The 24,375-nt window shown below is 65.8% G+C and carries 17 protein-coding genes and 2 pseudogenes; 12 read left to right on the plus strand and 7 right to left on the minus strand.

Annotation, left to right across the window (positions count from 1 at the left end; genetic code table 11):
- From QZ613_RS20300 to QZ613_RS20315, 4 genes are all read left to right on the plus strand, one after another.
- Nucleotides 1-676: BamA/TamA family outer membrane protein (locus QZ613_RS20300; RefSeq protein WP_291983779.1), on the plus strand; the 676-nt coding region annotated here is incomplete at its 5' end.
- On the plus strand, nucleotides 673-1,452 hold the full coding sequence (locus tag QZ613_RS20305; protein WP_291983781.1) for a hypothetical protein: 780 nt from the start codon (nucleotides 673-675) through the stop codon (nucleotides 1,450-1,452). The genes QZ613_RS20300 and QZ613_RS20305, both read left to right, overlap by 4 nt.
- Nucleotides 1,377-3,317, plus strand: a complete 1,941-nt coding sequence (locus QZ613_RS20310) for a hypothetical protein (RefSeq protein WP_291983783.1) — start codon at nucleotides 1,377-1,379, stop codon at nucleotides 3,315-3,317. The genes QZ613_RS20305 and QZ613_RS20310 overlap by 76 nt, the downstream gene beginning before the upstream one ends.
- A 74-nt stretch (nucleotides 3,318-3,391) precedes the next feature.
- On the plus strand, nucleotides 3,392-4,777 hold the full coding sequence (locus tag QZ613_RS20315; RefSeq protein ID WP_291983785.1) for a translocation/assembly module TamB domain-containing protein: 1,386 nt from the start codon (nucleotides 3,392-3,394) through the stop codon (nucleotides 4,775-4,777).
- 114 nt (nucleotides 4,778-4,891) lie between these two features.
- On the opposite strand, the pseudogene QZ613_RS20320 reads toward QZ613_RS20315, so the two are convergent.
- From QZ613_RS20320 to folD, 4 genes and pseudogenes are all read right to left on the minus strand, one after another.
- A pseudogene (locus QZ613_RS20320) lies at nucleotides 4,892-5,930 on the minus strand (L-threonylcarbamoyladenylate synthase).
- Nucleotides 5,920-7,079 (minus strand): annotated as a pseudogene (locus QZ613_RS20325) (5-(carboxyamino)imidazole ribonucleotide synthase). The pseudogenes QZ613_RS20320 and QZ613_RS20325 overlap by 11 nt, the downstream one beginning before the upstream one ends.
- A gap of 103 nt (nucleotides 7,080-7,182) precedes the next feature.
- A complete protein-coding gene (purE, locus tag QZ613_RS20330) occupies nucleotides 7,183-7,683 on the minus strand; it encodes a 5-(carboxyamino)imidazole ribonucleotide mutase (RefSeq protein ID WP_043570912.1) in 501 nt (166 codons plus the stop codon).
- Nucleotides 7,683-8,534: a bifunctional methylenetetrahydrofolate dehydrogenase/methenyltetrahydrofolate cyclohydrolase FolD gene (gene folD / locus QZ613_RS20335; RefSeq protein WP_291864617.1), complete on the minus strand. Its 852-nt coding sequence runs from the start codon at nucleotides 8,532-8,534 to the stop codon at nucleotides 7,683-7,685. Before folD ends, purE begins: the two co-directional genes overlap by 1 nt.
- A gap of 657 nt (nucleotides 8,535-9,191) precedes the next feature.
- Here folD and aceE point away from each other — a divergent pair.
- The 3 genes from aceE to lpdA are packed head-to-tail and all read left to right on the plus strand — an operon-like array spanning nucleotide 9,192 to nucleotide 15,300.
- Nucleotides 9,192-11,885 (plus strand): pyruvate dehydrogenase (acetyl-transferring), homodimeric type, encoded by a 2,694-nt coding sequence (gene aceE / locus QZ613_RS20340; protein ID WP_043570921.1) that lies wholly within the window; start codon nucleotides 9,192-9,194, stop codon nucleotides 11,883-11,885.
- A 12-nt stretch (nucleotides 11,886-11,897) separates the two neighbouring features.
- On the plus strand, nucleotides 11,898-13,535 hold the full coding sequence (aceF, locus tag QZ613_RS20345) for a dihydrolipoyllysine-residue acetyltransferase (RefSeq protein WP_291983787.1): 1,638 nt from the start codon (nucleotides 11,898-11,900) through the stop codon (nucleotides 13,533-13,535).
- Nucleotides 13,536-13,548: 13 nt separating this feature from the next.
- Nucleotides 13,549-15,300: a dihydrolipoyl dehydrogenase gene (lpdA, locus tag QZ613_RS20350; RefSeq protein WP_291983789.1), complete on the plus strand. Its 1,752-nt coding sequence runs from the start codon at nucleotides 13,549-13,551 to the stop codon at nucleotides 15,298-15,300.
- Nucleotides 15,301-15,429: 129 nt separating this feature from the next.
- Here lpdA and QZ613_RS20355 read toward each other — a convergent pair whose 3' ends face one another.
- The 3 genes from QZ613_RS20355 to QZ613_RS20365 all read right to left on the minus strand — a co-directional run bounded on the left by QZ613_RS20355 (nucleotide 15,430) and on the right by QZ613_RS20365 (nucleotide 17,661).
- Nucleotides 15,430-16,224, minus strand: a complete 795-nt coding sequence (locus tag QZ613_RS20355; protein WP_291901400.1) for a hypothetical protein — start codon at nucleotides 16,222-16,224, stop codon at nucleotides 15,430-15,432.
- Between the two features lie 103 nt (nucleotides 16,225-16,327).
- Nucleotides 16,328-17,362: a PEP-CTERM sorting domain-containing protein gene (locus tag QZ613_RS20360; RefSeq protein WP_291983792.1), complete on the minus strand. Its 1,035-nt coding sequence runs from the start codon at nucleotides 17,360-17,362 to the stop codon at nucleotides 16,328-16,330.
- A 35-nt stretch (nucleotides 17,363-17,397) separates the two neighbouring features.
- Entirely contained in the window at nucleotides 17,398-17,661 is a 264-nt protein-coding gene (locus QZ613_RS20365) for a hypothetical protein (RefSeq protein ID WP_291901394.1), read from the minus strand.
- Between the two features lie 153 nt (nucleotides 17,662-17,814).
- Between QZ613_RS20365 and QZ613_RS20370 the strand changes: the two genes are divergently transcribed.
- The 5 genes from QZ613_RS20370 to QZ613_RS20390 all read left to right on the plus strand — a co-directional run bounded on the left by QZ613_RS20370 (nucleotide 17,815) and on the right by QZ613_RS20390 (nucleotide 24,371).
- A complete protein-coding gene (locus QZ613_RS20370; RefSeq protein WP_043564864.1) occupies nucleotides 17,815-19,074 on the plus strand; it encodes an extracellular solute-binding protein in 1,260 nt (419 codons plus the stop codon).
- Complete coding sequence (gene ugpQ, locus QZ613_RS20375; protein ID WP_043564862.1) at nucleotides 19,071-19,853, plus strand: glycerophosphodiester phosphodiesterase; 783 nt, start codon at nucleotides 19,071-19,073, stop codon at nucleotides 19,851-19,853. The genes QZ613_RS20370 and ugpQ overlap by 4 nt, the downstream gene beginning before the upstream one ends.
- A 315-nt stretch (nucleotides 19,854-20,168) precedes the next feature.
- Complete coding sequence (gene alaS, locus QZ613_RS20380) at nucleotides 20,169-22,784, plus strand: alanine--tRNA ligase (protein ID WP_291983885.1); 2,616 nt, start codon at nucleotides 20,169-20,171, stop codon at nucleotides 22,782-22,784.
- A 35-nt stretch (nucleotides 22,785-22,819) separates the two neighbouring features.
- Entirely contained in the window at nucleotides 22,820-23,860 is a 1,041-nt protein-coding gene (locus QZ613_RS20385) for a low specificity L-threonine aldolase (protein WP_043564858.1), read from the plus strand.
- Nucleotides 23,861-23,882: 22 nt separating this feature from the next.
- A complete protein-coding gene (locus QZ613_RS20390; protein WP_291863765.1) occupies nucleotides 23,883-24,371 on the plus strand; it encodes an NUDIX domain-containing protein in 489 nt (162 codons plus the stop codon).
- Nucleotides 24,372-24,375: the final 4 nt, after the last annotated feature.

Below are 24,375 nucleotides of genomic sequence, written 5' to 3' on the forward strand. Positions count from 1 at the left end.
AGGGGCGACGCGCGTGCAGCAGCGCGGCAGTGTCGAGCAGCGCCTGGGACTCAATTGGCAGGAAGAAAAGCAGACGCCGAAAGGTTCGCCGACGACGACCAACCAGGCCCTCACCGCGCAGGCCGGCTGGACCTGGCGGCACGCGCGGGATCCCCTCGATCCGTCGGAGGGGATTGCCCTGCAGTTTCAGCTTGGCGGAGCCAGCAAACAGCTGCTGTCCGATCAGAACTTCCTGCGGACCTACTTTCGCTACGCGCAGGGGGTGCCGCTGGGCGCCAGCGATGGCCTGCTCCTGCGCGCCGAACTGGGCGCCACCTTGGCGCCCTCGAGCAACGGTATTCCGCAGGATTTCCTCTTTCGTACCGGCGGCAGCAACTCGGTTCGCGGTTACGCCTATCAGAGCCTCGGTGTGCAGCAAGGCGAAGCAGTTGTCGGCGGCCGTTACCTGATGACCATGAGTGCCGAATACACGCACTGGATCACCCCCTCCTGGGGTGCGGCGGCATTCGTCGACGCGGGTGACGCACAGGACAGTCGTGACGCCTTCGATCTGGCGGTGGGCTACGGTCTTGGCGCGCGCTGGAAGAGTCCGGTTGGCCCGCTCGGTCTGGATCTCGCTTACGGCCAGCGCGACGGCAAGTTGCGCTTCGACTTTTCGCTGGCGGTGCCGTTTTGAACGACGAAAAAGAACCGCCCGCGGCGCCCGTGGCGAGTCCGCTCGACGGACAGGCGGAGGCGCCCGAGGGCGCCGGCGGCGACAGCCGGGCGGCGCCGCCGGCGCCATCCAGGCGTTCTCTGCGCTGGCTATGGATCAGCCCGTTGGCCATCGTACTGGGCCTCTTCGTCGCCCTGGCCTGGCTGCTGGCGACCGAGAGTGGTTTTCGCGTCGCCTGCCGCGCCCTCGAGCAGCTCGCCGGGGGGCAGCTGACGCTCGGCGAACCGACGGGCTCGTTGCAGGGTTCGCTGACCCTGCCGTCGCTGCACTGGCGCGACGCGACGCTCGACGTGCAGCTGCAGGACCTGCAGTTCGACTGGCGCCCCGCCGAGTTGTTGCAGGCGCGACTTTCGGTCAGCCGTCTGGCCGTGGCGAGCCTGCGCTTCGCCAGCCTTCCCAGCGACGAGCCGCTGGTCGTGCCCGACAGCCTGCGTCTGCCGCTGGCCATCGACGTCGAGCAACTGCAGCTCGGAAGCATCGAAGTCGGCGCACTATACCCCCCCGACGGAAAGGCGGCGATGGTCGTCGAGGCGCTGGCGCTGGAGCTGAGCAGCGCTGGCGAATGGCATCGCGTGACTGCGTTGACCGCCAATGTCAGCGGGCTGGCGCTCAGCGGCGAGGCCTCTCTGGCCGCCGACAAGCCGTACGCGCTGCGGCGAAGTTGCGCATCGAAGGCGAAGCCGCTGGACGAGCGCTGGCTTTCGATCTGCTCGCCGACGGGCCGCTCGAAGAACTGAGCCTGCGGGGCAGCGGTGAGCCGATCGACGGTAGAACCGGCGAGAGTTTTGCGGCTGAAGTCAGTGCTCGACTGAAGCCTTTCCTGGCGCAGCCGATCGTCGAAATCGTGGCCAAGATATCGGGAGTCGACCCGGCGGCATGGAGCAAGGGTGCGCCACAGGCAGCGCTCGATCTGGGCGTCGATTTGCGGCCGCTCGCTGACGCGCCGGACGTCCTGGGTGGGCGTTTGACGCTGCGCAATCGGCGTCCGGGCGCTGCCGACCAGCAGTCGCTGCCGGTCGAGTCCCTGCACGCCGGTTTGCGGCTGAGCGGCGACGAGTTGCAGTTGGCCGATCTCGATCTGCGCTTGTCCGGCGGCGGGCGCCTGCGCGGCAGTGGCCTTCTCCGCGGCAGCGAACTGACCCTGCGCCTGATGGCCACGGCGCTCGACGCGCGCGCCCTGGTCAGCACATTGCGCCCAACCAAGCTCGCCGGCCCGTTGCGCGCCAGCCTGGGCATCAATCAGCAGCTGCTCGAGCTGGAACTGCGCGACCCGCAGTTCAGCCTCGACAGCAAGATCGCCATCAAGCCGACGGAGATCGTCGTCGACCAGCTGCGATTGTCCACTGGCGACGCCAGGCTCGTCGCCAGTGGGCGGCTCGGCCTGGTCGACGCCGGCAGGTTTGTCGTCAAGGGAAGTCTGAAGAACTTCGATCCCAGCCGCTTTGCCGAGGTGCCGCCGGCACGGCTCAACGCCGACTTCGACGCCAACGGCAGCAGCCGGCCGCCGCTGACGCTCGCTCTGCGCTTTCAGCTGCACGACAGTCGCTTTCGCGGCCAGTCGCTGACCGGTTCCGGAGAAGTCGATCTTGCCGGTGAACGCCTGCGCAAGGCCGACGTCGAGCTCAACGCGGCCGGCAATCGGCTGACCGCGAAAGGCGCTTTCGGCGCCCGTGGCGACCGTCTGACGGTATCGATCAGTGCGCCAAGACTCGATCCGCTGGGTGTGGCCGGCGATCTCAACGGGACGCTGCTGCTCGCCGGTACCATGAAGTCGCCCGAAGTGTCGGCCGACCTGCGTTCGGCGCGTCTGGCGGGGAAGGACTTCGGCGAAATCCGCGGGCTCGATCTCGCAGCCCGCCTGGGGGACGGCAAGGACGGCGCGCTGTCGGGAAGGTTGCAGCTCAGCGGCGTCGATCTGGCCGACGGCAATCCGGTGGCCGGCAAAGTGCTGTTCGAGGCCGACGGCGTACGCAGCGCACACCGCCTGCGCGGCCAGCTTGCGCTACCCGGAAAACGCGATCTGCGCCTGCTGCTCGAAGGGGGGCTGACGACTCCGGCGAGCGGCATGGCATGGACTGGCGCGCTCAGCGAACTGAGTGTCTCGTCGCTGGCGAGCAAGGACAAGCCCTTCGTCCGCCTCGCCGGGCCCTTGCCCTTGCAGGTCGCTGCGGCGCGCTTCAGCGCCGGTCCCGCAGACTTTGTCGGGCCGACGTGGTCGGCGCGCCTCGAGCGGGTGTTCTACGCGGGGCAGCGTTGGCAGACCGCCGGCAGTCTGCGCGGCCTGCCGCTGGTCGCGACGCTCGCCGAATTTCCGGAATGGTTCGACGACTCGGCCATCGGGGCCGCCAAGGGCAGCGGCGAGACGCTGCGCCTGAACGCCGAGTGGGATCTTGGCAACAGCGGCGATAGCCGTGCAAGCGGCCAGCGCAAAGTGGCGAAGAGCAGCTTGCCGACGGGCCGTCTGCGGCTGTGGCGCGAGAGCGGCGACCTGTCGATCGGCGTCGTTCCGCTCGGTTTGACGGAGGGAGTGGTCAGCCTTCTCGCCAAGGATGGACGTCTCGACGCCGAACTCAGCCTGCGGGCAAGAAACTGGGTGAGCTGAGTGGCAGGCTCAGCGCGGCGAGTTCGGCGACGACGCTGATCAGTCAGCAGGCGCCGTGGCGCGGGCAACTCAAGATGGACGTTCCGGATCTGGCCTGGGCCGCTCGCCTGGTGGGAGACGGCTGGCAATTGGGCGGTCGTCTGGAGGGCGCGATGCAGCTTGCCGGAACTCCGGCGAAGCCTGAGCTCGGCGGAGAATTGCGTGGTGACGGCCTCGCCGTGCGCGCCCTGGACCACGGGATGCGCCTGGAACGTGGCAAGTTGCTGCTGCAGCTGACCGGCGACAAACCCGGTGACGTGCGCCTGCTTCTCAAGCAGCTGTCTTTCGAGAGTGATTTCCAGGCCATGCCGCGCACCCTGGCCCTCGACCCCGGCGTCGCTGCCGCCAACCTGACCGCCAAACCCGGTCGTGTCGAGGCCAGCGGCGAATTGCATCTCGGGAATACCGATGGCGTCTTGACCCTGCGCGCAGATCGTCTCGGGGTGACGCAGCGCGCGAATCAGTGGATGCTCGTCTCGGGCGACGCCAAACTGACCCTGGGCGAGAAACTGCTCGACGTTCTCGGAAGTTTCAAGGTCGACGCCGGTTACTGGGAATTGGCCAAGAGTGGCACACCGCAGCTCTCCGACGACGTGGTGATCAAACGCAAGGAACAGAAGAAAGCCAAGGCGCCGGCGGCGGCGCGTCTGTTGTCGCTGAAGATCGACGCTGACCTCGGACGCTACTTCCATTTTCGTGGTGCCGGCGTCGAAAGCCGCCTCGCAGGCTCGATCAAGATCGCCTCGGAAGGAAGCGGCCTGCCACGAGCGACCGGGTCGATCCGGACGGTAGGCGGCCGCTTCGACGCCTACGGCCAGAAGCTGGCCATCGAGCGTGGCATTCTCAACTTCCAGGGACTGATCGACAATCCCGGTCTCAACATCCGGGCGATTCGTACCAACCTGCCGGTCGAGGCCGGTGTCGAAGTCACCGGAACCGCCCGGCGACCGATCGTGCGCCTGGTTTCCGACCCCGTGGTGCCGGATGCCGAGAAACTCTCGTGGCTGGTTCTTGGGCACGCGTCCGACCAGGAGGGATCGGGCGGTGGTGGCGTCCTGCTGGCCGCCGCGCAGACGCTGTTTGGCGGCCAGGACGGCGGGACGCTGGGCAAGCTGCAGCGCAGTCTGGGGATCGACGAATTCGGTGTCAGCAGCGGTTCGATCGGCGGTTCGGGCCGCTCGCAGACCAGCAGCATTGCCAACACCAGTTCCTTTGGTTCGACCAATACCACCACCGGCCAGATCGTCAGCGTCGGCAAGCGGCTGTCGTCGGATGTCCTGATCAGCTACGAGCAGTCACTGAGCACCGCGGAAAGCGTCGTCAAGCTGACGGCCTATCTCAACCGCAACTTCTACGTCGTCGGTCGTGCCGGTTCAGACAACGCTCTGGATTTCTTCTGGAAATACAGTTTCGGGCGTTGAGGCGGTCGCAATCCCGGCAATCCCGGCAATCCCGGCAATCCCGGCAATCCCGGCACTCCCCGCGCCGTCAGCCTCGTTTTTCCGGGCCGGCCTGCCGCTGACCGGGAGTCGGCGTTACCCGTCGCGCAGACCCGTGGCCTGAGCGCCAGCGGCAGAGCGCCGCAGGCGGTCGGTGACGGCAGCCCAGGATGGCGTCACGGGGACGTCTTCGACGACGATCAGGTCGGCCGCGCTGTGATCAAGCTCGCGCAGGGCCCGGTAGAGCGCGCGCGCGTAGCCGCGGGGATCGTCGGGCAGCTTGCGCAGCGCGTGCGGCGAGACGGCTTGCGGCAGCGGGCTGCGGCAGACGACCGCACAACGGCGTCCCGCCTGCTGTAGCGCGTCGACGACGTCGGCAAGCTGCGCGGGGGCGACCAGTCGCAGGGGCGTCGTCGGCGCGTAGTGAGCGGCCAGCGATCCGGACACGCGCGGCGCGTCGTCGCTCGTCGCCGGCGTCGCCGTCTGCGGCAGGACGCCGATCACCGCGGCGATCTGTTCGGGCGTCACGCGTCCCGGGCGCAGCAGCCGCGGCGGCTGGGTCTCGCCGCGGCTCAGGTCGACGATCGTCGACTCGATGCCGACCAGGCAGCGACCCCCGTCGAGGATCAGCGGCACGGTCTCGCCCAGCTCTTCGCGCACATGTCTCGCTTCGGTCGGGCTGATGCGCCCGAAGCGGTTGGCCGACGGCGCGGCGACACCGCACATGCCGCCGACGCCTCCGCCGGCCTCGGCGTAGGCACGCAGCAGCGCCAGGGCCACGGGATGGGCCGGTACGCGTACGCCGATCGTGTCCTGGCCGCCGGTGGTCGCAGTGGGAACCGCCGCTGCGCGCCTGAGGATCACGGGTCAGCGGTCCCGGCCAGAAGGCCTCGGCGAGTTCCCAGGCCAGTGGCGGGACGTCGCGGGCCCAGCGTTCGAGACAGCCGGCGCCGGCGAGATGGACGATCAAGGGGTGATCGGCGGGGCGACCCTTGGCCGCAAAAATCCTCGCCACTGCGTGCGGGTTGGCGGCGTCGGCCCCCAGACCGTAGACCGTCTCGGTCGGAAAGGCGACCAGCTCGCCGGCCTGCAGCAGCGCGACGGCACGATCGATGTCGGCCTGCTCAGGAAGCATCGACGATGCCGATCGCAGCGCGCGCTGCCAGCGCCCTTTCGCGGGCTTGCTGCGGGTCGTCGTCGACCACCGTGAAATGCCCCATCTTGCGACCGTGCCGTGCGTGGTGCTTGCCGTAGAGGTGCAGCTTGAGGCCCGCAAAGGCGTGCAGCTGCGACCAGTCGGGTTCCCGGTAGCGAGGACCGGCCGGGGCCGTTTTCGTACCACAGGTCGCCGAGGAGGTTGACCATCGCCGCTGCCGAGTGCGCGCGCGGGTCGCCGAGTGGCAAGCCGCAGAGCGCGCGTACCTGTTGCTCATACTGGCTGGTCAGGCAGGCGTCGAGCGTGAAGTGACCGCTGTTGTGCGGACGCGGCTGCCATTTCGTTGACCACCAGCTCGCCGTCAACGACGAAGAACTCGACCGCCAGCGTGCCGATATAGCCCAGGCCGTCGGCGATCTTCTCGGCCAGCTCGGCGGCCCTGCTGCGCAGCCCGGACGGCGCGCGCGCCGGTACCAGGGAAACGTCGAGGATGCCCTTGCGGTGACTGTTCTCGACGGCCGGAAAGCTCTTCATCCGGCCGTCTTCGTCGCGCGCCAGGACGACCGAGATTTCGCTGCCGAGCGCGAGCTTCTGTTCGAGGACGCAGGTCTCGCCCTGGAAGTGCTGGAAAGCAGCGATGGCTTGTTCACGGCCGTCGACCACCGCCTGTCCCTTGCCGTCGTAGCCGAAACGGGCGACCTTGAGGATGGCCGGGAATAGGCCCGGCGCGGCACTGCGCAGATCCGCTTCGCCCGTCACGGCGATGAAGTCGGCGATCGGCAGGCCGTGCTGGCGCAGGAAGTTCTTCTCTGCGATGCGGTTCTGGCAGACGCTGACTGCCGCTGCCGACGGTCGGACGAGGACGAACTTGGCCAGGTAGTCGAGGGTGGCGGCGGGGACGTTCTCGAACTCGGTGCTGATCGCCGTGCACGCCTGCGCCAGTTCGTCGAGCGCTGGATAGTCGTCGTAGCCGGCGACCAGATGGCGGTCGGCAATCAGTCCGGCGGGGCTGCGCGGGTCGGGGTCGAGTACCCAGACCTTGTAGCCGAGTTCGTGCGCGGCGGCGACGAAGAAGCGGCCGAGTTGGCCGCCGCCGAGCATGCCGAGATTTGCAGGAGGAAGAATCATTTTCTTCTCACGTGGCGCGCGGCGATCCGTTGAACGAGACGCGGATAGCGGCGCGTGAAGGAAGTGTTGCCGGAAGCGGGGGGCTGCTCGGCGCTGCGCTGCGTCACACTTCCGGCAGCTTCATGGCCATGACCTTGGTCGCCTGCGCCTGCCGGAACTCGTCGAGGCGCTGGGCCAGCGCCGGGTCACCGGTGGCCAGCATGGCGACGGCAAACAGCGCGGCATTGGCCGCGCCGGCTTCGCCGATGGCAAAAGTGGCGACCGGTATCCCTTTCGGCATCTGCACGATCGAGAGCAAGGAATCCTGTCCCGACAGCGCCTTCGACTGCACCGGCACACCGAGAATCGGCAGGGTGCTCTTGGCGGCAAGCATGCCGGGCAGATGCGCCGCGCCACCGGCGCCGGCGATGATCGCCTTCAGGCCTCGCGCGGCAGCTGTCGACGCGTACTCGAACAACAGGTCCGGGGTGCGATGGGCGGAGACGACGCGTGCTTCGAAAGGCACGCCGAACTCCTTGAGCATCACGGCCGCGGCCTGCATGGTTGGCCAGTCGGAATCAGAGCCCATGACGACGCCGACCAGCGGAGCCTGTTGCTGCGCCATCAGAGCGCCTCTCTTTCGGCGGCTTCGAGGGTGTTGGCGAGCAGCATGGTGATGGTCATTGGCCCGACGCCGCCGGGGACCGGCGTGATCGCCGAGGCGACCTGGCTGACCGCAGCGAAGTCGACGTCGCCGCAGAGCTTGCCATTGGGCAGGCGATTGATGCCCACGTCGATGACCACCGCACCGGGCTTGACCATCTCGGCGGTGACGAATTGGGCACGCCCGAGCGCGGCGACCAGGATGTCGGCGCGCCGGGTATGGAACAGGAGGTCGCGCGTCTGCGAATGGCAGACGGTGATCGTCGCGCCGGCCTGCATCAGGAGCATGGCCATCGGCTTGCCGACGATGTTCGAGCGACCGATGACCACTGCCTCCTTGCCTTTCAGGTCGATGCCGGCGTCGGCGAAGAACTTCATCACGCCATACGGGGTGCACGGGATGAAGCGCGGATTGCCCTGCATCAGGGCGCCAAAGTTCTCGGCATGAAAGCCGTCGACGTCCTTCTCCGGCGAGATCGCCTTGAGTACCGCGTCGCTGTCGAAGTGTTTTGGCAATGGCAACTGGACGAGGATGCCGTGGATCCTGGAGTCGGCATTGAGTTCGGCGATCTTCTTGAGCACCACCGCCGGCTCGACGTCGGGCGGGTAGCTGATTTTCTCGGAGTGGAAGCCGGCCTGCGCGCAGGCGTTGACCTTGTTGCGGACATAAACCTGCGAAGCGTGGTCTTCGCCGACCAGGATCACCGCCAGTCCGGGGCGTGTGCCGCGCGCGGCAAGGGCTTCGGCGCGGGTCTTGAAGTCGGCACGCAGTTTTTGTGCGAGAACGGTGCCGTCGAGGATTTTTGCGGTCATGTCGGGTGTTCCTGGAGTCGCCAGAAGGGAGGTGGAGAAAGGGGCGGGAAGGGCAATGGCGGACGGCAGCGGCGGGCGACGTACGGGCGCCAGCCGCGCTGACGGTCGCAGGGAGCGCGGCCTCTTCTCAACACCTCGGGAAAGCCGCGATTTTATCGCAAATCGGCCCCTGCCCGGTACTGCCAAGCAGGGTGGTGCCGAGTCGCTGGTCGAGCTTGGCCGCCGCAAGGGAAGCAAGCGCGCAAGGGTCGTGTTGCACGCGGTGTGGAAGCCAAGGATTCCGGCGACGACAGGCTTTCAGGCGGCTGCCCAGTTTGCTGAAGGCGGCGGAATTGCGGCGCCACGCCCGCCCCGAAGTGGCGACCAAGGCAGCGGTGTTAAGCGGGCCAGCGAGCCGCTGATTGACGATTTTCGGTTGCCGCCGATCAACTTCCTGGCCAAGGCACGGTCAATAGGAAGTGCCGAAAAGCCTCGAAAGTGCCACTCGGGGCCAAAAAATTGCACGATACAAAATGCTGTTTTACAATGCGATAAACAGGCGCTTGCTGCACTGCGGTACTTTGTCGGCACGCAAGCGTTTACCCTCCGTGTTGGCGTCCGCTTTGGCGTCCGGCAAGACTATTCATTTCATGATTCTGCAGACCAGGAGACAAGTTCATGGCAGCTCTGCCCGAAAACGCGCTGTCGGCCGGCGCCACCGATGCCGACCCGCAAGAGACCCAGGAATGGCAAGACGCGCTCAGTGGTGTAATCGACAGGGAAGGCGCCGAGCGCGCTCACTACCTGATCGACGGCCTGATTTCGCAGGCGCGCCAGGAGGGAATCGATATCCCCTACAGCGCCACTACCGAGTACATCAATACCATCCCGGTCGATCAGCAGCCCAAGTATCCCGGTAATGCCGATCTCGAAATCAGGATTCACAACTACATTCGCTGGAACGCCATGGCGATGGTTGTGCGCGCCAACCGCGACACCAACGTCGGTGGCCACATCGCTTCCTTTGCCTCGGCGGCGGCGCTTTACGATGTCGGCTTCTCGTGGTTCTGGCACGCGCCTTCCGAGCAGCACGGCGGCGACCTGATCTTCTTCCAGGGACACTCGGTGCCCGGTGTTTACGCGCGGGCGCACCTGCTCGGGCGTCTGACCGACGAGCAGATGGACTGCTTCCGGCAGGAAGTCGATGGCAAGGGGGTGTCTTCCTACCCGCACCCCTGGCTGATGCCCGATTTCTGGCAGTTCCCGACGGTGTCGATGGGCCTCGGTCCGATCCAGGCGATCTACCAGGCGCGTTTCATGAAGTACCTCGACAGCCGCGGCTTCATCCAGGCCGGAGACCGTAAGGTTTGGGCTTTCCTCGGCGACGGCGAGACCGACGAGGTCGAATCGCTGGGCGCCATCGGCATGGCCGCACGCGAAAATCTCGACAATCTGATCTTCGTCATCAACTGCAACCTGCAGCGTCTCGACGGGCCGGTGCGCGGAAACGGCAAGATCATCCAGGAACTCGAAGGCACTTTCCGCGGCGCCGGCTGGAACGTCATCAAGCTGGTCTGGGGAACGCAATGGGACACGCTCCTGCTGCGCGACAAGAAGGGCATCCTCAAGCAGCGCATGATGGACGCCGTCGACGGCGAGTACCAGACCTTCAAGGCCAAGGACGGGGCCTACGTCCGCGAGCATTTCTTCAATACTCCGGAACTCAGGGAACTGGTCGCCGACTGGACCGACGAGCAGGTCTGGGGGCTGAACCGCGGTGGTCACGACATCTTCAAGATCTTCAGCGCCTACAAGGCGGCCGTCGAGCACCAGGGCCAGCCGACGCTGATTCTGGCCAAGACGATCAAGGGCTTCGGCATGGGCCAGGCCGGCGAGGCTATGAACATCTCGCACCAGCAGAAGAAACTCGATTACGAGGCGATCAAGCGCTTCCGCGATCGCTTCAGCCTGCCGGTCGCCGACGACCAGCTCAAGGAACTGCCGTACCTGAAGTTCGCGGAGGGCTCGCCGGAACTGACCTACATGCGCCAGCGGCGGATGGACCTCGGTGGCTACCTGCCGAAACGCCGCCGCACTGCCGAAGCACTGGATATCCCCGCCCTGTCGGCTTTCGACGCGCTGCTCAAGGCGTCGGGCGAGGGGCGTGAAGTATCGACCACGATGTCCATCGTCCGCTTCCTGAACATCCTGCTCAAGGACAAGAAGGTCGGCCGCCACGTGGTCCCCATCGTTCCCGACGAATCGCGCACCTTCGGCATGGAAGGTCTCTTCCGGCAGATCGGCATCTGGAATCAGCAAGGCCAGAAGTACGTCCCCGAAGACCACGACCAGCTGATGTTCTACAAGGAGTCGATCGACGGCCAGGTGTTGCAGGAAGGAATCAACGAAGCCGGCGCAATGAGCGACTGGATCGCTGCGGCGACCGCGTACTCGGTGCACGGCGTCCAAATGATTCCCTTCTACATCTGCTATTCGATGTTCGGTTTCCAGCGCGTGATGGATCTTTGTTGGGCGGCTGGCGACCAGCGCGCGCGCGGTTTCCTGATCGGCGGTACCGCCGGCCGGACGACGCTCAATGGCGAAGGCCTGCAGCACGAAGACGGTCATTCGCTGATCCTCTCCGGTCTGATCCCGAACTGCATCAGCTACGACCCGACCTTCTCCTTCGAAGTCGCCGTCGTCATGCGTGAAGGGATGCGCCGGATGTACCAGGAGCAGGAGGATGTCTTCTATTACATCACCGTGATGAACGAGAACTACGAGCATCCGGAGATGCCGGCAGGCGCCGAGGCCGACATCCTCAAGGGCATGTACCTGCTGCGCCGCGGCGCGTCCGCGGAGGGCAAGGCAGCGGCGCCACGGGTGCAGTTGCTCGGTTCGGGAACCATTTTCCGCGAAGTCATTGCCGCCGCCGACCTGCTCAAGAACGACTGGGGTGTCGATGCCGACCTCTGGGGCTGCCCGGGCTTTGGCGAACTGGCACGCGAGGGCAATGACGTGCAGCGCTGGAACATGCTCAACCCGACCGAGAAACAACGTCTGTCGCACGTCGAGAAATGTCTCGGCGAGACGCGCGGTCCGGTCGTCGCGGCGACCGACTACGTCAGGTTGTTCGCCGAACAGATTCGTCCCTTCATCAACCGTCGCTACGTAACCCTGGGTACCGATGGCTTCGGCCGCTCGGACACGCGCGAGAAGCTGCGTCATTTCTTCGAGGTCGACCGCCGCTGGGTCACCGTGGCTGCGCTGAAAGCGCTCGCCGACGAGGGAACGATCGAGCCGGCAACGGTCGCCACGGCAATTGCCCGCTACGGCATCGACGTGAACAAACCCAATCCGATGACGGTTTAAGGGAGCCCCCTGATGAGTCAAATGATCGAAGTAAAAGTCCCTGATATCGGTGATTACACCGACGTGCCGGTGATTGACGTCTGTGTCAAGGCGGGCGATGTGGTCAAGGTCGATGACGCCCTGGTCACCCTCGAATCCGACAAGGCGACGATGGACGTGCCGTCTTCGGCGGCCGGCGTGGTCAAGGAAGTGCGCGTCAAACTGGGCGACAAGATTTCGGAAGGCGCGGTGGTCGTCGTCCTCGAAGCCGCCGGGGCAAGCGCTGCCGCCGCGCCTGCCGCAGCGTCTTCGAACGCGCCCGCCGCTGCGCCCGCCGTGGCTCCGGCTGCGCAGGCTCCGGCCGCTGGCGGCGCGAGCGTCGAGGTCAGCGTGCCCGACATCGGCGACTACAGCGACGTGCCGGTGATCGACATCTGCGTCAAGGTCGGTGACACGGTCAAGGTCGACGATGCGCTGGTTACCCTGGAGTCCGACAAGGCGACCATGGACGTGCCGTCATCGGCGGCCGGCGTGGTCAAGGAGATCAAGGTAAAGCTTGGCGACAAGGTCTCCGCCGGCGCCGTGGTCGTCGTTCTCGACAGCGCCGGGGGCGCGCCTACCGCTGCCGTTGCCGCTGTTCCGGCGAGTCCCGTGGCCGCGGCGCCCGCTGCTGCGGCGCCGGCCGCCAGCGCGGCGCCCGCCGCCGTCGCTGCCCCGCCCGCAGCCGGTCTGGCCATCGGTTCCAGGACGCATGCCAGCCCCTCGGTGCGCCTGCTCGCCCGTGAACTCGGCGTCGACCTGTCCCGGGTCACGCCGAGCGGTCCCAAGTCGCGGATCCTCAAGGAGGACGTCAGCGCCTACGTGAAGAGCGTCCTGAGCGCCGGGCCGGCCGCCGCGGCGGCCGCCGGTGCTTCGCTGGGCGGCGGTCTCGACCTGCTGCCGTGGCCGAAAGTCGACTTCGCCAAGTTCGGCGCCGTCGAGGTCAAGCCGCTGTCGCGGATCAAGAAGATCTCGGCGCAGAATCTGGCCCGCAACTGGGTGATGATCCCGGCGGTGACCTACCACGAAGACGCCGACATCACCGATCTCGAGGCCTTCCGCGTGGCGATGAACAAGGAGAACGAGAAATCGGGGACCAAGATCACCATGCTCGCTTTCCTGATCAAGGCCAGCGTCATGGCGCTGAAGAAGTTCCCCGAGTTCAACTCCTCGCTCGACGTCCAGAATGGCGAAATGAGTCTGGTCATGAAGCAGTATTTCAACATTGCTTTCGCCGCCGACACACCGAACGGCCTGGTCGTACCGGTGGTCAAGAACGCCGACCAGAAATCGGTGACGCAGATCGTCGTCGAAAGCGGCGAGCTGGCGAGAAAGGCGCGCGATGGCAAGCTCGGCCCGGCAGACATGTCCGGCGCCTGTTTCACCATCTCCAGCCTGGGCGGTATCGGTGGCACCTATTTCTCGCCGATCGTCAATGCGCCGGAAGTGGCCATCCTGGGGGTCAACAAGTCGGTCATGAAACCGGTCTGGAACGGCCGCGAGTTCGAGCCGCGCTTGATCCTGCCGATGTCCTTGACCGCCGACCATCGCGTCATCGACGGCGCACTGGCCACCCGCTTCAACGTCTATCTTGCCCAGTTGCTCGCCGACATGCGACGCGTGCTGCTTTGATCGGGAGAAAATCATGAGCCAGGTCATTGAAGCAAAAGTGCCCGACATCGGCGACTATCACGACGTGCCGGTGATCGACGTCTGCGTTGCCGTTGGCGATACCATCAAGGTCGACGACGCGCTGGTCACCCTCGAATCCGACAAGGCGACGATGGATGTTCCGAGCAGTGTCGCCGGCGTGGTCAAGGAAGTGCGCGTCAAGCTCGGCGACAAGGTCTCCGAAGGGGCGGTCGTGGTGCTCATCGAGACCGGCGCCGCCGTGTCGACGGCAGCACCGGCAGCCGCGGTGGCGACCACCGCCGCGCCGGCGGCAAGTGTCGCCCCACCCCCGCAGGCCGCCGCAGCGATCAGCGGCAACGCCGACATCGAGTGCGAGATGCTCGTCCTCGGCGCCGGTCCGGGCGGCTATTCGGCGGCCTTCCGCAGCGCCGATCTGGGCATGAAGACGGTCCTCGTCGAGCGCTACGCAACGCTCGGCGGCGTCTGTCTGAACGTCGGCTGCATCCCGTCGAAAGCACTGCTGCATATCTCGGGGGTGATGGAGGAGGCGGAGCACATGGCCGATTGCGGAGTCAGTTTCGCCGCCCCGACCATTGACCTCGACAAGCTGCGCGCGCACAAGGACAAGGTCGTCGGCAAGCTGACCGGCGGTCTCGCGGGCATGGCCAAGGGCCGCAAGGTCGAAGTGGTGCGCGGCGTCGGTCAGTTTCTCGACCCCAGTCACGTCGAAGTGGCGCTCGCCGACGGCGGCAAGAAGATCGTCAGGTTCCAGAAGGCGATCATCGCCGCCGGCTCGCAAGCCGTGGCGCTGCCGTTCATGCCCAATGACGACCCGCGGGTCGTGGACTCGACCGGTGCCCTCGAGTTGCGCCAGATACCCAAGCGCATGCTGGTCATCGGCGGCGGCATCATCGGCCTCGAAATGGCCAGCGTCTACTCGGCGCTCGGCTCGCGCATCACCGTCGTCGAGCTTGGATCGGTACTGATGCCCGGTGCGGACCGCGACCTGGTCAAGGTCTGGGAGAAGAAGAACGCGCACCGTTTCGATCGTATCCTGCTCAACACCGGCGTCGTCGCCTCGACGGCGAGCAGTGAGGGCATCGAAGTCACCTACAGCAACGACGAGAAGGAAAGCTTCGATCTGGTGCTGGTCGCCGTCGGCCGCTCGCCGAACGGCAGGAAGCTGGCGGCCGAGAAGGCGGGCGTCGCGGTCAGCGACCGCGGCTTCATTGCCGTCGATACGCAGCAGCGCACCAACGTGCCGCACATCTTCGCTGTCGGCGACATCGTCGGGCAGCCGATGCTGGCGCACAAGGGTGTGCACGAGGCGCACGTGGCCGCCGAAGCCGCGAACGGCAGCAAGCGCTGTTTCGACGCCCTGCAGATCCCGTCGGTCGCCTACACCGACCCGGAAATCGCCTGGGCCGGCAAGACCGAGGAGCAGTGCCGCGCCGAGGGGATCAAGTTCGGCAAGAGCGTCTTCCCCTGGGCGGCGTCGGGTCGGGCGCTGGCCAACGGTCGCGAGGAGGGCTTCACCAAGCTGATCTTCGACGAGGAAACGCACCGCCTCATCGGCGGCAGCATCGTCGGCACTGAAGCCGGCGACCTGATTGGTGAAATCTGCCTGGCGATCGAGATGGGCTGCGACGCCACCGACATCGGTCACACCATCCACCCGCACCCGACACTGGGCGAGTCGGTGGGAATGGCGGCCGAAGTTTATGAAGGCGTGTGCACCGATCTGCCGGCGATGAAGAAGAAGTAGGCGCGACCGCCGCCGGTCGTAGTTACGATTACGCCGCCGCACGCGAAGTGCGGCGGCGTTTTGTTATTTCGACCGGCTTTTCGTTGCCGTGACGGGAAGGGTGCCGGCCGGGGAGACCACGGCCTGCACTCAAGGCTCGACCAGGATACCCCGCACGAAACACTGCCAGCCGGTTTGCAGGATGCGTTGGCGACCCGAGAGGAGATACATGGTGGGCTGCTTTACCTCGGGCACGTCGAATTCGAGCCGGACACGATGGACCGTGGCCGCGACAGTGTCCGGGCGCGACTTTATCGCCAGGCGCGTGCCGTCGTGTTCGATGAGCAGACTCGACGATTCTGCCGACCTGGGTTTGAGAAGCGGCAGATCCAGGCGGGTGTCGACCGGAAACTCGAGCAGCGCACCATCGGCGCCGACGGTGGTCAGCAGGTCCAGGCTGGCCACCTGCCCACCCTTGATCCACAGACTCGCTTGCTCGGTCCAGGTGCCGGGCGTCGGACAGGTCCCGTTGATGCCCATGAGGCTGGCGAAACCGCTGCCTTCCAGGGTCTCGGTGGCGGGTGCTCCTGGCGCGTGAAGCAGGCCAAGGGCCGCGCCGCCGTCGGCCAGTCGGTATTCGATCAGCGCTTCGCCGGCCAGCTTGCCTGCCTTGTGGCACACCGTCGATCCTGCTTCGATTGGCCATTGCAGCAAGGGCTCGGCGGGGTGCGCGCGCGAGCGCCAGCGTGACACAAGCAGCGTCTGGTCCTTGCCGGTGCGATTGGCCACGCAAAGACGAGGCTTCCTTGCCTGCCAGATCTCCTGCACGAAAATCCCGCGATTGATGTCAAGGCCGAGCGGGATCCGGTCGGCAACTGCGTAAAGCGGTGCCATCAGGGCGCCGCCGAGCATCGCCAGTGCTGACCGTCGAAAGAGTTGTTGCACTTCAATACTCCAAACGAACGAGCCGGCCCGCGGCCGGCTCGACACACCGCCGTGGCTACCGCTCGGGCAGCCACGGAACGGGGCGACCTTGCACTCTTGCCGATCAGGCGGCCTTGCGACGACGCGCCGCGCCAAGCAGGCCGAGGCTTCCGAGCAGCAGGAGAACGGACGACGGCTCGGGCACCGTGCCGCCAGGTGGCTGCGTCTGAACGCCGAACTGGGTATACCCGATATCGCGCATCATGCCGACTTCCAGCGCGGTGATCGTGCGCACACCCAGGCCCGAGATCGTCTGGGCCTCCATCATATAGGTGCTGACCGTGTTCGGGGCAGTGTAGCAGTTGTCATCGAGGTGCGAGCCCGAGCTGCCATCTTCCCAGGTAGTGGGCGCGTAGATCTGCGGCGCGACGCCGCCGTTTGCCGCCACGGCATTCGGGCCGTTGAACAGGGTGCCGGCTCCGCAGCCCGACAGGCCATTGCCATCGGCGGACAGCCGGGCCTGATCATAGATCACTTTATCGAGAATGTACGTCGTCTGATCGATGAACGGCGTGCCGTTGTAGCTGGTCAGGAATTGGGAAAACGGCGACCATACGCCGGCAGTGCCAGGCACGTCGCCAAATCCGTCGTTGCCATTCTCCGCGATACCGGCGGCAAAGCCGAGGGCATGCACGAGCTCATGCACCGCGGTCGAGAAGAAATCGTATTCGCCGGGCTGGAACGTGTTGCCCAACGCCCAGTCATTGGTGGCAAAGTTCCATTTCACCGTTCCGTCTGCGGTGCCCACCGCGGGATCCGCGGCGTCGCCACCGAGAATCTTGAGCATCACGTCACCCCTATCGTTGAAGCCGTTGGCGGGTCTTGACGCGTTGAAATTCGAACTCGCCGACGCCAGGTTGCCCGGCGTATTGCCGCTGCCATCGACACTCATGAAGATGTTCGCGGTATAGCTGGTCAGAAAGGTACTAACGTAGTTGGCAGCCGACTGCAGTTCGCCTCGCCGTGCAGCCCCTGCTGCGATATCGTTGAATCCGACGCCCACGGCATCCAGATAGTCGAACGACCAGGTTACGGCAGCATGGGTCGGTGCAGCGGCAAACGCAGCGCAGAGGGCTGCGGCGGCAAGTCTTTTCTTCATGGGGCATTGCTCCTGATTGTGGGTCCGGGCATCTGCTATGCGTTGCCCTGTTTTTCGGTGGTCGTCGAGGCAGAAATACTTTGTACGCGGGTCTTGGCAGTCGTGCCCTTGCGTAGCATGAGATCATCCGTCGCACAGCTATTAATGGAATCTATTCCAAAGGCCTGCGCGCTGGACTGAACAGAAAAAGCAACATCCATGCCTATGTGATAAGAAGCAATGATATCAATAACCTGCGGGCGCCAGGCGAAGCCCGGAATCCCTAAGTGTAAAGTTTTCCGACAGCCGGTTTCCGGCATGGATTGGCCTCGGCGAGCGTGCCACGAGGCGGCTGTCAGTCGGGCCGGGCGCTGTCGTGTTGCTGGCTGCAAGGTGAACGCTCCGAAGTCCGTTCCATCGCCGCAGGCTACGGCTATAATTACCGGCTCTATTACCCAATTTCCAGGATCGACATGCGCCTACTCAAACTTCTCCCGTCTGCGGTGGCAATCGTTCTTGCTGCCCCGCTTGCTTTCCCGGTGTTCGCGGCACCGGTACAAATCGACCTCTCGCATCGCCTTGACGAGGAACGTGGCGAACGGCTCGAGAAATTCGTCGCGCGTTTCAATGAGCGGCAGAAGGATTACCAGCTCAACGTCGTGCGCCGCGTCGACGGTGACGCGCCGAAACACCTCAATCTGGTCACGCGCGAAGAACAGGCACAGTTCCAGACCCGCAAGGAGGACTTCAAGCCGCTGTACCTGGTGATGAAGCAGGCCAAGCAGCCTTTCGATGGCCGCAAACTGTCGCCTGAGCTGCGCGTCGGCCTCGACGACGCGAAAGGAAACCTGTTTGCCCTGCCGCTGGCCTTGTCCACGCCGGTCCTCTATATCAACAAGGAAGCTTTCCGCAAGGCCGGTCTGGATCCCGAGAATCCGCCCAAGACCTGGGCCGCGGCGCAGAAGGCCGCCGACAAACTGTTCGATTCGGGTAGCGCCTGTCCTTACACCACCTCCTGGCCGGCGTGGGTGCATATCGACAATCTGAGCGCCTGGAACGGCAGTGAAGTCTCCGATGCAAAGGGCAGGCTGGACTTCAACGGCCTGGTTCAGGTGAAGCACACGGCGATGCTGACGACCTGGTCGAAAGCCAAGTTCTTCACCTATTTCGGTCGGCGCGACGAGGCTGACCGGCGCTTTGCGGATGGCGAGTGCGGCATGCTGACCAGCACGTCGTCGCTCTATGGAACGCTGCGCGCGGGTCGCAAGGTCGAAACCGGAGTGTCGGCGCTGCCCTATCACGACGATGTGCAGGGCACGCCGCAGCAGACGCTCGCCGACGGTGCCTCGCTATGGGTCGGGGGCGGCAAGAAGGCAGACGAGTACAAGGGTGTGGCGCTCTTCGTCAACTTCCTGCTCGAACCTGACCTGCAGGTCGAACTGACCGCTCTTGAGGGCTTCCTGCCGATGACTTCGGTGGCCCGCGCCGCCGCCAATAGCCAGCTCCTGCGCGCCGACGTCGCCAGTCTCGACGTCGCCTACCTGCAGTTGCAGGGCAAGGGCGCCTTGCGTCAGCTGCGGGTTTCGCAAATCGAGCCGGTGCGCATCATCGTCGAGGAAGAGCTGGAAGCCGCCTGGGCTGGCCGCAAGCCGGCCAAGGAGGCGCTCGACAATGCCGTCGAGCGTGGCAACCAGGTCCTCCCGGCGGCGCTCAGGGCGCAAGTCTTGAAGTGATTCGTCCGCGGCTCGGCTGGTCCCTGCCGCGCGTCTTCGCGCACCGCTGTGGCGGTGCGCTGGCCCCGGAGAACACCCTGGCCGGCCTGCGTATCGCTGCCCGGATGGGAGTGCGGGCAGTCGAGTTCGACGTCATGCTTTCTGCCGACGGCTCGCCCTGGCTGATGCACGACGAACGCCTGGAGCGCACCAGCAACGGCTCCGGGCGGGTCTGCGAGACCAGCGACGCGACGCTGCGGGTGCTCGACGCAGGCGCTTATCAGCACCCCGCTTTTCTGGGTGAGCCGGTCCCCTCTCTGGCGTCGGCGGCCCTGCTTTGTCGGCAGCTCGGGCTGGTGGCCAACGTCGAGATCAAGCCGGCCGCCGGTTTCGAGGTGCTGACCGGCGAGGTTGTCGCTCGGCAGGTCCGTGAGTTCTGGGCGGGTACCGAGCTGCCGCTGGTCTCGTCGTTTTCCGAGGACGCGTTGCTGGCCGCGCGCGAGGTGGCGCCCGAACTGCCGCTCGGCGCGCTCTACGAACGTCCGCCGGACGACTGGCTGACGCGGGTCAACCGCGTCGCGGCGCTGAGCCTGCACTGTGACGCCGAGCAGCTTGACGACAGCGTGCTGAGCCGTGCGCGGGCCAACGGCATTCCGCTGCTGTGCTACACGGTCAATGAGCTCGGCGCGGCCGAAGCACTTTTCCGGCGCGGCGTGATGGCGGTTTTCAGCGATCGCATCGACTGCGTGCGCGACAGCTCAGAGATCTTCCTTCCGGCGTTGGCGATGCGGCAACCGTGAAGAAGTCAGAGGGTGGCGCTGGATTGCCGCGTCGGCTGCGCCTCCTCGCAATGACGGTGTGGGTGGGTGCCGCGTGCCGGCGGTGGCGCGCGGCAAGTCTCGTCAAGAAGGCACGCTGCACTGGCTGCGCCTGTGCCTGAAAGATTTCCTGCGCCGTTGCCTGTTCCCCGCTGCCAAGTGGAGCCGTGCTGGCGTGCGCCCGACCGTATTGGGGCTCAGCGGGCGATACGCCGGTCGCGGCTTGCGCTTTCACGTTAGAATCGCAGCTTTTTGAACGACCCCGCGCGGGTACGGACGACGATGAAAAGCACCACCATGAGCAGCGCTGAAATCCGCGAGAAATTCCTCAGGTTCTTTGAGTCCAAGGGCCACCAGATCGTCGAATCGAGTTCTCTGGTACCGCATGCCGATCCGACGTTGTTGTTTACCAATGCCGGAATGAACCAGTTCAAGGACGTCTTTCTCGGTTTCGACAAGCGTCCTTACCAGCGGGCGACAACGTCACAGAAGTGCGTTCGCGCCGGCGGCAAGCACAACGACCTCGAAAACGTCGGCTATACCGCGCGTCACCATACCTTTTTCGAAATGCTCGGCAACTTCTCCTTCGGCGACTACTTCAAGCTGGAGGCGATCCGCTACGCCTGGGAGTTGCTGGTCGATGTCTACGGCCTTCCCGCCGATCGCCTGTGGGTAACGGTGTATGCCGAGGACGACGAAGCCTACTCGATCTGGACCCGGGAGATCGGCGTGCCTGCCGAGCGCGTGATCCGCATTGGCGACAACAAGGGCGCGCGCTACGCCTCCGACAACTTCTGGATGATGGGCGACACCGGTCCCTGCGGACCGTGTACCGAGATCTTCTACGATCACGGCGAAGGCATCGCCGGCGGTCCGCCCGGCTCGCCCGACGAAGAGGGCGACCGCTACATCGAGATCTGGAACAACGTCTTCATGCAGTTCAACCGTGACGAGGCCGGCGTCATGCACCCGCTGCCGAAACCATCGGTCGACACCGGCATGGGGCTCGAGCGGACGGCTGCGGTCCTGCAACACGTGCACAGCAACTACGAGATCGACCTCTTCGTCCGCCTGATCGCGGCGGCAGCCCGCGAAACCTCGTCGGCGGACATGGACAGCCCGTCGCTGCGGGTCCTCGCCGACCACATCCGCGCCTGCTCCTTCCTCCTCGCCGACGGCGTCATTCCGGGCAACGAGGGGCGCGGCTACGTCCTGCGCCGCATCATCCGGCGCGCCATTCGCCATGGCTACAAGCTGGGTGCGCGTGCCGCCTTCTTCCACCGCATGGTGCCCGACCTGGTCGCCGAGATGGGCGCCGCCTATCCCGAACTGGTGGGTAGCCAGGAGCGTGTCAGCGAGGTCCTGCGCCAGGAGGAGGTGCGCTTCTTCGAGACCATCGAACACGGCATGAGTCTCCTGGAGAGCGAACTCGCGGCCCTGGCTGGCGATGGCGTTTTCAGCGGCGCCACGGCTTTCAAGCTGCACGACACCTTCGGCTTTCCCCTCGATCTGACCGCCGACGTCTGCCGTGAGCGCGGCGTCAGTGTCGACGTCGCCGCCTTCGACGCGGCGATGGCCCAGCAGAAGGAGCAGGCGCGCGCCGCGGGCAAGTTCAGGATGGCCGCCGCACTCGACTACAGCGGCCCCGAAACGGCCTTTCACGGCTATGACGCGCTCGACTTCAACGGCCAGGTGCTGGCGCTGTACAGGGATGGCAGCCCGGTCGATGAACTCAGGGAAGGCGAACTCGGCGTCGTCGTTCTCGACCAGACGCCGTTCTACGCCGAGTCGGGCGGCCAGGTCGGCGACCGCGGCGTGCTGCAGGGCGCGCAGGGCATTTTCGCCGTCGAGGACACGCAGAAGATCCAGGCCGCCGTTTTCGGTCACCAGGGCGTCGTCCGCACCGGCGTCGTCGTCGTCGGCGACCGGGTCGCTGCCCGCGTCGACGTCGTTGCGCGGGCACGCACCGTGCGCAACCACTCGGCGACGCACCTGATGCACAAGGCGCTACGCGAAGTGCTCGGCGCGCACGTGCAGCAGAAAGGCTCGCTGGTCGACCCGGAGAAGACGCGTTTCGACTTCGCGCACAATGCGCCGATGAGCGCCGACGAGGTTCGCCGCGTCGAGCGTATCGTCAATGACGAGATTCTCGCCAACGCCGCCGCCGAAGCACGCATCATGGCCATTGACGACGCCCGCAAGTCGGGCGCGATGATGCTGTTCGGCGAAAAATATGGTGACCAGGTGCGCGTGCAGACGATCGGCTCGTCGATCGAATTCTGTGGCGGCGTGCATGTTCGCCGAACGGGCGACATCGGTCTGTTCAAGATCGTCTCCGAAACCGGCGTCGCGGCTGGCGTCAGGCGCGTCGAGGCGGTCACCGGGGACGTTGCGCTGGCCCTCGTGCAGCAGCAGCAGACGATGCTGGCCGAAGCGGCAGCGGCTTTCAAGGCGCCAATCGCCGAGGTCCCCGCCAAGCTCGCGCAGGTGCTCGACAACGTTCGTTCGCTGGAAAAGGAACTTGCGCGCCTGAAGGCGAAACTGGCGTCGGCGCAAGGCGACGACATGCTCGCGCAGGCGGTCGATGTCAAGGGGGTCAAGGTTCTCGCGGCACTCATGGAGGGCGCCGACGTCAACGCCCTGCGTTCGGCCGTCGACAAGTTGCGCGACAAGCTGAAGAGCGCCGCGGTCGTCGTCGCCTCGACCAGCGCCGGCAGGGTGACGCTGATTGCCGGCGTGACCGCCGACCTGACCGGCAGGGTCAAGGCCGGTGAACTGGTGAATATGGTCGCCCGCCAGGTCGGTGGCAAGGGCGGCGGTCGCCCGGACATGGCGCAGGCGGGCGGCAACGAACCGGAAAAGCTGCCCGCCGCGCTGGCCTCCGTGGCCGCATGGGTCGCCGAGCGTCTTTGATTGATCAACGCTCCGCGACCGCAAGTGCCAACGCGATGACGACCGGCCAGCATTTCGCCAGTGACAATTACGCCGGCGTCTGCCCGGAGGCTCTGGCCGCCCTGCTGGCGGCCAACGACGGCCACGTTCGCTCGTATGGCGACGACCAGTGGACGCTGCGCGCTGCCGACCGCCTGCGGGAAGTGTTCGCGACCGACTGCGACGTGTACTTCGTTTTCAACGGGACGGCGGCCAATTCGCTGGCCCTCGCCGCGCTTTGCCAGTCCTACCACAGCGTCATCTGTCACCAGCTGGCGCACGTCGAGACCGACGAATGCGGCGCCCCGGAGTTCTTCTCGAATGGCGCCAAGCTGCTCGCCCTTGCCGGCGAAGAGGGCAAGCTGACTCCGGCAGCGATCGAAGAGGCGGTGACCAGGCGCACCGACATCCACTACCCGAAGCCAAAGGTGGTGACGCTGACCCAGGCCAGCGAAGTCGGCACGGTGTACCGTCCCGACGAATTGCGCGCCCTCACTGCCACGGCCCATGAGCTGGGTTTGCGCGTGCATATGGACGGCGCCCGCTTCGCCAACGCCGTCGCCGGCCTTGGCGTCGCTCCGGCCGACCTGACCTGGCGCGCGGGTGTCGATGTGCTCTGCTTCGGAGGCACCAAGATGGGGCTGCCGGTCGGCGAGGCGGTGGTCTTCTTCGACCGCCGCCTGGCTGAGGACTTCGCCTACCGCTGCAAGCAGGCCGGCCAGCTGGCGTCGAAGATGCGCTTTCTTTCCGCGCCGTGGCTCGGGATTCTCGAAAACGACAGCTGGTTGCGCCACGCCGCGCACGCCAACGCGATGGCCCGCCGCCTGGCCAGCGGGCTGGCGGAAGCCGCGGGTCTGCAGACGCTTTTTCCGGTCGACGCCAACGGCGTTTTCGTGCACCTGCCAGGCGTCGTCGAGCAGGGCCTGCGCGCGCGCGGCTGGCTCTTCTACACCTTCATCGGCGCCGGCGGTGCGCGCCTGATGTGCGGCTGGGATACCGCGCCGGAGACCGTTGATCGCTTTCTGGCCGACGTCCGCGAGTTGTTGGCCGCGTCGTAAGCGAAGTAAGTGAAGTAGCGAAGTGAGCGACGCTTGGAATTTCTGCCCCCGCTGCGCTGCTCGTCTTAAGTCCAGCGACGAGGGGGGGTTGCCGCGGCTCTCCTGCAGTGCCGGCTGCGGCTTCGTGCATTGGGACAACCCGGCGCCGGTGCTGGCGGCGCTGGTCGAGTATCAGGGCGCCATCGTGCTGGCGCGCAACCGGGCCTGGGCGGCAGGGGCGTTTGGCCTGATCACCGGTTTTCTCGAGCGCGGCGAAGACCCGGTGGTCGGTGTCGCGCGCGAGGTCAGGGAAGAACTCGGCCTGGAGGCGTCGGCGACGACGCTGATCGGTGTCTATCCCTTCGCCCGCAAGCACGAAGTGATCATCGCCTACCACGTCGTCGGTCGCGGCGAGATCGCCCTCAACGAAGAGCTCGCCGAGTTTCGCCTGATCGCCCCCGAAAGGCTCAAACCCTGGGACTTCGGAACCGGCTTCGCCGTCAGCGACTGGCTGGCGCGCCGTGGCGCCTGAAACA

This window comes from Candidatus Accumulibacter sp. ACC005 (assembly GCF_907163215.1).
GTDB lineage: Bacteria > Pseudomonadota > Gammaproteobacteria > Burkholderiales > Rhodocyclaceae > Accumulibacter > Accumulibacter regalis.